General features: G+C 61.2%; 7 protein-coding genes and 1 pseudogene. 7 read left to right on the plus strand and 1 reads right to left on the minus strand.

Annotated elements, in window-relative coordinates; genetic code table 11:
* Window positions 1-182: pseudogene (locus AC1DVH_RS22305) on the plus strand (DUF2855 family protein); the annotation flags it as partial.
* A 158-nt stretch (window positions 183-340) separates the two neighbouring features.
* On the opposite strand, the gene AC1DVH_RS22310 reads toward AC1DVH_RS22305, so the two are convergent.
* Complete coding sequence (locus AC1DVH_RS22310; RefSeq protein WP_477755640.1) at window positions 341-1,291, minus strand: DUF1853 family protein; 951 nt, start codon at window positions 1,289-1,291, stop codon at window positions 341-343.
* Between the two features lie 117 nt (window positions 1,292-1,408).
* Here AC1DVH_RS22310 and AC1DVH_RS22315 point away from each other — a divergent pair, with 117 nt between their 5' ends.
* The 6 genes from AC1DVH_RS22315 to pepN are packed head-to-tail and all read left to right on the plus strand — an operon-like array spanning window position 1,409 to window position 7,924.
* The gene (locus AC1DVH_RS22315) at window positions 1,409-2,299 is read left to right on the plus strand and encodes an NAD(+) kinase (protein ID WP_057398469.1); all 891 of its coding nucleotides are present in this window, start codon (window positions 1,409-1,411) and stop codon (window positions 2,297-2,299) included.
* Window positions 2,299-3,270 carry a metallophosphoesterase gene (locus AC1DVH_RS22320; protein WP_477755641.1) on the plus strand — a complete coding sequence of 324 codons (972 nt, stop codon included), beginning with the start codon at window positions 2,299-2,301 and terminating at the stop codon, window positions 3,268-3,270. The genes AC1DVH_RS22315 and AC1DVH_RS22320 overlap by 1 nt, the downstream gene beginning before the upstream one ends.
* Window positions 3,267-4,136, plus strand: a complete 870-nt coding sequence (locus AC1DVH_RS22325) for a rhomboid family intramembrane serine protease (RefSeq protein ID WP_477755642.1) — start codon at window positions 3,267-3,269, stop codon at window positions 4,134-4,136. Before AC1DVH_RS22320 ends, AC1DVH_RS22325 begins: the two co-directional genes overlap by 4 nt.
* 32 nt (window positions 4,137-4,168) lie before the next feature.
* Window positions 4,169-4,429, plus strand: a complete 261-nt coding sequence (locus tag AC1DVH_RS22330) for a YeaC family protein (RefSeq protein WP_477755643.1) — start codon at window positions 4,169-4,171, stop codon at window positions 4,427-4,429.
* A complete protein-coding gene (locus tag AC1DVH_RS22335) occupies window positions 4,426-5,256 on the plus strand; it encodes a DUF2797 domain-containing protein (protein WP_477755644.1) in 831 nt (276 codons plus the stop codon). Before AC1DVH_RS22330 ends, AC1DVH_RS22335 begins: the two co-directional genes overlap by 4 nt.
* 10 nt (window positions 5,257-5,266) lie before the next feature.
* A complete protein-coding gene (gene pepN / locus AC1DVH_RS22340) occupies window positions 5,267-7,924 on the plus strand; it encodes an aminopeptidase N (RefSeq protein ID WP_477755645.1) in 2,658 nt (885 codons plus the stop codon).
* The last annotated feature ends 713 nt before the right edge of the window (window positions 7,925-8,637 follow it).

Genomic DNA, 8,637 nt, shown 5'->3' on the forward strand with positions numbered 1-8,637 from the left:
GCATATCGGCGAAGGGGCATATCGGCGAAGGGTTGGTGCGGTTTTTCCAGCGAGTGACCGAGAGCGAAAAGCCTTTGCTGGAAGTCATTGAAAGTCAGGGTTACGAAGCGGCGCAAAGGGTCATTTATCGCTTGGTCCATGGCCAGGTCCCGCCTGTGGAGGGGCATGTGATTCGCTTGTGATGTGATTCGGCGAGGTTGTCCGTTTAGACCAGACTGGCCCYATCGCGAGCAAGCTCGCTCCCACAGGGATCTTCATTGGATACACAACGTGTATACGGCTCAGATCCAATGTGGGAGCGAGCTTGCTCGCGATRGGGCCAGCCCGGACACAATAATACTCAGACATTACCCGGCACGTTCGGCCAAAGGTCCGCCACCAGAAACAGCCGTTCGGCCTCTTCCCAGTCACCTTCGGCATTTTCTGTCAGGCGCACCAGCAATTGTGCCGGCGCAAGAGGGTCCAGGTCATTGAGCCAGGCCTGCATCTGTCCGGGGTTCCAGGTGTGCTCCGCCGAATAATGCGCCGGCGCCAGCCAGGCATGGCGGGGCAGGGGTTGCCAGCGACCGGGCGGGCTCTGGGCCAACAATGCAGGCCAATCCTTTTGATGCAGCCAGCGACCCCGCAAATGCTGCGGATGGGCGCCCGACGGCGGGGTGGCCTGTCCGGGCCACGGGTACAGCAGGTAACCCCCCAGCCACAAATGCGCGCTGAAGGCCTGGATATCCAGCGCCGCCAGCACCTCACGGCTCTCGGGGCGCGCGGAAATCGGCAATTGATGCTGGCTCAGGTGCGCCAGCTTGCGGTCGAGCCGATCGTGGCACCCCGGACCCAGCCACTGGGCAGTGTCATGCCCGTCGCCGGATTGCGGGCCGAGGTAAAGTTTGATCGCCAGTTCCAGGTGATGTACGCCGTCGCGGTCGCGCAGCAGCATGTCCAGTTCACCCAGGGTGTGCCCCTCGCGGCGAATCGGCATATTGGCAGCAATCAGTTCAATGCCGGGCGCATGCTGCACGGCGAATTGCCAGAGGCGTTCGTAATACAGGCCCAGACGCCGTGTCCGGGCCTGGGCCAGCCAGTGCAGTAAGCTATAACTGTCCCGGTCCAGTTGTCGCAGCCAATGCTCCAGCCGTTGCGGTGCCTGCACCCAGTCGCTGCCGGCCAGCGGGTGGCGTTGCGGCCACGGGGTATCGTCCAGCATGGGCGGCGCGAGGATGACCCACGCCAGGTCACGCACTTCGGGATGGCGTAACTGATGGGGCAGGTGGAGCAAATCAGGAAATAGCATCATCTTGCGAGCATAGCCCGAAACCCGGGCACACCCTTGAAGCTGAAAGGATTTTGTCTACGGGCGGCTTTCGCCCATAATCGTGGTTTTCGCCGCCACACAGATCCCCGCAGGAGCCCCATGGAGCAATTTCGCAATATCGGCATCATCGGTCGCCTGGGCAGTTCCCAGGTGCTGGATACCGTCCGCCGACTGAAACGGTTTCTGCTCGATCGTCACCTGCACGTGATCCTCGAAGACACCATCGCCGAAGTGCTGCCAGGGCACGGCCTGCAAACCTCGTCGCGCAAGATGCTCGGCGAAGTCTGCGACATGGTCATTGTGGTCGGTGGTGACGGCAGTCTGCTCGGTGCCGCCCGGGCGCTGGCCAGGCACAATATTCCGGTGCTCGGCATCAACCGGGGCAGCCTGGGTTTCCTGACCGACATTCGCCCCGATGAACTGGAAACCAAGGTCGCCGAAGTGCTGGATGGCCACTATCTGGTGGAAAACCGCTTCCTGTTGCAGGCCGAAGTCCGTCGCCACGGCGAGGCCATCGGCCAGGGCGATGCACTGAACGATGTGGTGCTGCACCCTGGCAAATCCACGCGAATGATCGAATTCGAGCTGTACATCGACGGCCAGTTCGTCTGCAGCCAGAAGGCCGACGGCCTGATCGTCGCCACGCCGACCGGTTCCACCGCGTATGCACTGTCTGCCGGCGGGCCGATCATGCATCCCAAGCTCGACGCTATTGTGATTGTGCCGATGTACCCCCATACCTTGTCGGGTAGACCGATTGTGGTCGATGGCAACAGTGAGCTGAAAATCGTCGTGTCCAAGGATATGCAGATTTACCCGCAAGTCTCGTGTGACGGGCAGAACCACTTTACCTGCGCGCCCGGCGACACCATTACCGTCAGCAAGAAAGCCCAGAAACTGCGGCTGATTCACCCGCTCGACCACAACTACTATGAAGTTTGCCGGACCAAGCTCGGCTGGGGCAGCAAGTTGGGGGGTGGAGGCGACTGATGCTCGATCCCGCGCGTAGCTACGACCTGATCGGTGACGTGCACGGTTGCGCTCTGACCCTGGAGCACTTGCTCGACCGACTCGGTTATCACAAGCAAGGTGGCGTTTGGCGGCACGCGTCGCGCATGGCGGTGTTCGTCGGCGATATCATCGATCGCGGCCCGCGGATTCGCGAGGCGCTGCATATCGTCCACGACATGGTCGAGGCCGGTCAGGCGCTGTGCATCATGGGCAACCACGAGTTCAATGCGCTGGGCTGGAGCACGCCGGCGCTGCCCGGCAGCGGCAAGCAATTCGTGCGCGAGCACACGCCGCGCCATGCCCGCCTGCTACACGAAACCCTGACCCAGTTCGAACACCATCCGGGTGACTGGCACGACTTCCAGCAATGGTTCTATAAGCTGCCATTGTTCGTCGATGCCGGGCGTTTTCGCGTGGTCCACGCCTGCTGGGACGCCGGCCTGATCGAGCCGCTGCGGGCGTTGTTCCCCAGCGGTTGTGTCGACGAGCATTTTCTCCAGGCTTCGGCGCAGGCGGGTTCGTTTGCCTGCACCGTGTTCGACCGGCTGCTGCGCGGTACGGACATGCGCTTGCCCCATGGCCTGACCATGACCAGCGGCGATGGGCTGGTGCGTTCGTTCTTCCGGACCAAATTCTGGGAAGACGATCCGAAAACCTACGGCGACATCGTGTTCCAGCCCGATGCACTGCCCGAACCCGTGGCCCGGACGCCGCTGACACCCACCGAAAAGAACAGTTTGCTGCGCTATGGCATCGATGAGCCGTTGTTGTTCGTCGGCCATTACTGGCGCAGCGGCAAACCGGCACCGATCCGGCCGAACCTGGCCTGTCTGGATTACAGCGCGGTGCTGTACGGCAAACTGGTTGCCTACCGACTGGATCRGGAAACCCGCCTGGATCCGCATAAATTCGTCTGGGTCGATGTCGAGCGGCCGGAGGTGCTGCAATGAGTGCTGTAGCGGTATTGCGTCTGCCCCTGGCGGTGGACTTGAGCGGGTTCGTCACCCTGCTCAAGCGCATGCAAGTGCCCCATCGGGTCAGCGAAGAGGCAGGCGAGCAAGTGCTGTGGGTGCCAGACAACATCAGTGAAGACGTGCGCGCGTTGTACGAACGGTTTCCGGCGGGCGATCCCGATCAGCAATTGGACATTCCGCTGGCGCAGACCATCAAGCGCCCGGGGTTCGTCGAGCAATTGAAATACGCCAGGGCCACCGCGCTGGTGCTGTTGCTGAGCGTGATTGTCGGTGCAGTGACCCTGCTCGGCGACAACCTTGAAACGATGCGCTGGCTGACCTTCCTCGAGTTCCGCGTGGTCGGCGAGTACCTCCACTTCACGCCACTGGCCGACAGCCTGGCGGCGGGGCAGTGGTGGCGCCTGTTCACGCCGATGCTGATTCACTTCGGCATCCTGCACCTGGCGATGAACGGCATGTGGTACTGGGAGCTGGGGCGGCGCATCGAGTCGCGTCAGGGCAGTATCAACCTGATCGGCCTGACCCTGCTGTTCAGCCTGGTGTCCAACTACGCCCAGTATTACTTCAGCGGCCCGACCTTGTTCGGTGGTTTGTCCGGTGTACTGTACGGCCTGCTCGGGCATTGCTGGATCTTCCAGCTGCTGGCGCCGAACCCGGCTTATCGCCTGCCGCGAGGCGTGCTGGTGATGATGCTGGTGTGGTTGCTGTTGTGCCTGTCCGGGCTGGTGTCGATGATCGGCTTCGGCGAAATCGCCAACGCGGCCCACGTCAGCGGGTTACTCATCGGATGCTTCAGCGGTTTGTTGGGCGGTTTGTATAACCGCCGTAAACTGGCCGCCTAATTCAGAACCTGCAATGAAGAGACGGAGACTCAATGTCCTCTTTTAACGAAATGATCAACAACATCACCTCCGATATCTACGAGAGCCTGAAACTGGCCGTGGAAATCGGCAAATGGTCCGACGGTGGCAAGCTCACCGCCGAACAACGCGAGCTGTCGTTGCAGGCGATGATCGCCTGGGAAATCCAGAACCTGCCAGAAGACCAGCGTACCGGCTACATGGGGCCGCAGGAATGCGCCTCGAAGTCGATCGAAGTGCCGAATATCCTGTTCAAGTCGGATGCCATCCATTGATCGAGATTGGCCGCGGTGCAATCAGCAAAATGTCGGCGCGCCTGGCCGGGCCGAACGTGCAATACGCTTTGCGTCTGGGCGAAACCGAGGTCCCGGTCAATCCGTTGATCGGCACCACGGTTCGCCTGGAATACCTGGGCGCGATCCACTGCATCCATTGCGGACGCAAGACCAAGACCAGTTTCAGCCAGGGCTACTGCTACCCGTGCATGACCAAACTGGCCCAGTGCGACGTCTGCATCATGAGCCCGGAACGCTGCCACTTCGACGCCGGCACCTGCCGCGAGCCGGAATGGGGCGAGAAGTTTTGCATGACTGATCACGTGGTGTATCTGGCCAACTCGTCGGGGGTGAAAGTCGGGATTACCCGTGCCACCCAATTGCCGACCCGCTGGCTCGACCAGGGTGCGAGCCAGGCCTTGCCGATCATGCGCGTATCGACCCGTCAGCAGTCCGGTTTCGTCGAGGATCTGTTCCGCAGCCAGGTGGCCGACAAGACCAACTGGCGTGCTTTGCTCAAGGGCGATGCGGCGGCGGTGAACCTGGCCGAAGTCCGCGATCAGCTGTTCGACAGCTGCGCTGAAGGTTTGCTGGGGTTGCAGCAGCGATTTGGCTTGCAGGCGATCCAGCCGGTGACCGACGTCGAACCGCTGGAAATCCGCTATCCGGTCGAGCAGTACCCGACGAAGATTGTCAGCTTCAACCTGGACAAGAACCCGATTGCCGAAGGCACGCTGATGGGGATCAAGGGTCAATACCTGATCTTCGACACCGGCGTGATCAACATTCGTAAATACACGGCTTACCAGCTCGCCGTGCATCAGTAAGGACTCCAGCATGCGCACCGAACAACCGAAGATGATCTACCTCAAGGACTATCAGGCGCCCGAGTACCTGATCGACGAAACGCACCTGACCTTCGAGTTGTACGAGGACCACAGCCTGGTCCATGCGCAACTGGTGATGCGCCGCAACCCCGAGCGTGGCCCGGGCCTGCCGCCGCTGGTGCTCGACGGCCAGCAGCTTGAGCTGTTGGCGGTGACGTTGGCCGACCAGGAGCTTTCCGAGGCGCAGTATCAGCTGACCGAGAATCACCTGACCCTGCACCCGACCAGCGCCACCTTCACGGTCGACACCAGCGTCCGGATCCACCCGGAAACCAACACCGCGCTGGAGGGCCTGTACAAGTCCGGCACGATGTTCTGCACCCAGTGCGAGGCCGAAGGCTTTCGCAAGATCACCTATTACCTCGACCGCCCGGATGTGATGAGCACGTTCACCACCACGGTAGTCGCTGAACAACACAGCTATCCGGTGCTGCTGTCCAACGGCAACCCGATCGCTTCCGGTCCCGGTGAAGAAGGGCGGCACTGGGCGACCTGGGAAGACCCGTTCAAGAAACCGGCGTACCTGTTTGCGCTGGTGGCCGGTGACCTGTGGTGCGTCGAAGACAGTTTCACCACCATGAGCGAGCGCAATGTGGCGCTGCGCATTTACGTCGAGCCGGAAAACATCGACAAGTGCCAGCACGCGATGAACAGCCTGAAGAAATCCATGCGCTGGGACGAAGAGGTCTACGGTCGCGAGTACGACCTGGACATCTTCATGATCGTCGCCGTGAATGACTTCAACATGGGCGCCATGGAAAACAAGGGCCTCAACATCTTCAACTCCAGCGCCGTGCTGGCCMRKGCCGAAACCGCYACCGACGCCGCGCACCAGCGGGTCGAGGCGATTGTCGCCCACGAATACTTCCACAACTGGTCGGGCAACCGCGTGACCTGCCGCGACTGGTTTCAGCTCTCGCTGAAGGAAGGCTTCACCGTGTTCCGCGATGCCGGTTTCTCCTCGGACATGAACTCGGCCACGGTCAAGCGCATCCAGGACGTGGCCTACCTGCGCACCCACCAATTCGCCGAAGACGCCGGCCCCATGGCCCACGCCGTGCGCCCGGACAGCTTCATCGAGATTTCCAACTTCTACACCCTGACCGTGTACGAGAAGGGCTCGGAAGTGGTCGGCATGATCCACACCTTGCTCGGTGCCGAAGGTTTCCGCAAAGGCAGCGACCTGTACTTCGAACGCCACGACGGCCAGGCCGTGACCTGCGATGACTTCATCAAGGCCATGGAGGATGCCAATGGCGTTGACCTGACCCAGTTCAAGCGTTGGTACAGCCAGGCCGGTACACCACGTCTGGCGGTGAGCGAGTCCTTTGATGCGGCGGCGAAAACCTACAGCCTGACCTTCCGCCAGAGCTGCCCGCAAACCCCGGACAAAGTTGAAAAACTGCCGTTCGTGATCCCGGTCGAGCTGGGCCTGCTGGATTCCAAAGGGGCAGCGATTGCCCTGCGTCTGTCCGGGGAAGCCTCCGCGCAAGGCACCTCGCGGGTCATTTCCGTGACCGAAGCCGAACAGACCTTCACCTTCGTCGACATCGCCGAACAACCGCTGCCGTCGTTGCTGCGTGGTTTCTCGGCGCCGGTGAAGCTGAGCTTCCCGTACGACCGTGATCAACTGATGTTCCTGATGCAGCACGACAGCGACGGCTTCAATCGCTGGGATGCCGGCCAGCAATTGTCGGTGCAGGTGCTGCAAGAGCTGATCGCCCAGCAGCAGAAGGGCGAAGCGCTGGTACTCGATCAGCGTCTGGTGTCGGCGCTGCGCACGGTGCTCTCGGACGAGTCGCTGGATCAGGCCATGGTTGCCGAAATGCTCTCGCTGCCAAGCGAGGCGTACCTGACCGAAATCAGCGAAGTGGCGGATGTCGAAGYGATTCACACGGCGCGTGAATTTGCCCGCAAGCAATTGACCGATGCGTTGTTCGAAGGTCTGTGGCTGCGTTATCAGGGCAATCGCGAACTGTCCAGGCAGACGCCGTACGTGGCCGAAGCCGAGCACTTCGCTCGCCGCGCGTTGCAGAACATCGCGCTGTCGTACCTGATGCTCAGCGGCAAGCCGGAAGTTCTGGCGGCGACGCTGGAGCAGTTCGATGCGTGCGACAACATGACCGAGCGCCTGACCGCACTCGCCGTGCTGGTCAACTCGCCCTTCGAAGCCGAGAAGGCCACGGCGCTGGTCAGCTTCGCCGAGCACTTCAAGGACAACCCGCTGGTCATGGACCAGTGGTTCAGCGTCCAGGCTGGCAGCGTGTTGCCCGGTGGCCTGGCACGGACCAAGGCGTTGATGCAGCATCCGGCGTTCAACATCAAGAACCCGAACAAGGTGCGGGCGCTGGTCGGTGCGTTTGCCGGGCAGAACCTGATCAACTTCCATGCCGCCGACGGTTCCGGGTATCGCTTCCTGGCGGATCTGGTGATCGAGTTGAATGGCTTCAATCCGCAGATTGCTTCTCGCCAGTTGGCGCCTTTGACTCGCTGGCGCAAGTACGACAGTGCTCGTCAGGTTTTGATGAAGGGGGAGCTGGAGCGGATTCGGGCTTCGGGGCAGTTGTCCAGTGATGTGTTTGAAGTGGTCAGCAAGAGTTTGGCCTGAGTTTGTTGTTGACCTTGGCGGCCTTTGGGCCGACCAGGGTCGTGGGTTGATTGGGTACATATCCGTTTCTGCGGTAACGACGGCTGGCGGTTTCGCCCTTACGGCGACTCACTTTTTTACAAGCGCCTAAAAAAGTAAGCAAAAAACGCTCGCCCCGAACGTACGGCCCCTCGCTAAGGCTCGGGGTTCCTTCGCTCCGGTATTCATCCGGGGGCATTGCCCTCCGGTCGGCTTCGCTTCGACCTACATGCAATGAGTTCGACTGCGTCGAACGGCGCTGCGCGCCCATCCCCGGATGAACACCTCCGCTCAGCCTTCCGAGGGGGCGGGTGGATCAAGATCAAGAGCTGCAGGCGAGCTAACGCTCGGCCTGTTGAGTGGTGAAGAGCAGTTGGTGTAGGCCGACCCATTGTGGGAGCGAGCTTGCTCGCGAAGGCGGCCTTATGGCCGACCAATCTCTTTCGGCTAAACGGATTCCCCCTGTAGGAGTTGCCGCAGGCTGCGATCTTTTGATCTTGATCTTCCGCACCCTTCGACATTGTCAAAAATCAAAAGATCGCAGCCTCGTTGCACTCGACAGCTCCTACAGGGAAACACGCACGCATCAGAACCAGGCCGGCCGGTAGGCCGCCTCGGACGCTGTTGCGGTACACGCCCCCTCGTGAGGCCGAGTGGAGGTTCTGCGCAGTGGGCAACCCGGCATGGATGCCGGG

Source organism: Pseudomonas sp. P4_C3 (assembly GCF_056402075.1).

Coding starts and splice junctions, on each gene's coding strand:
- AC1DVH_RS22325 (WP_477755642.1), top strand. CDS start 3,267: ATGAGTGCTGTAGCGGTATTGCGTCTGCCCCTGGCGGTGGACTTGAGC.
- AC1DVH_RS22315 (WP_057398469.1), top strand. CDS start 1,409: ATGGAGCAATTTCGCAATATCGGCATCATCGGTCGCCTGGGCAGTTCC.
- AC1DVH_RS22330 (WP_477755643.1), top strand. CDS start 4,169: ATGTCCTCTTTTAACGAAATGATCAACAACATCACCTCCGATATCTAC.
- AC1DVH_RS22310 (WP_477755640.1), bottom strand. CDS start 1,291: ATGATGCTATTTCCTGATTTGCTCCACCTGCCCCATCAGTTACGCCAT.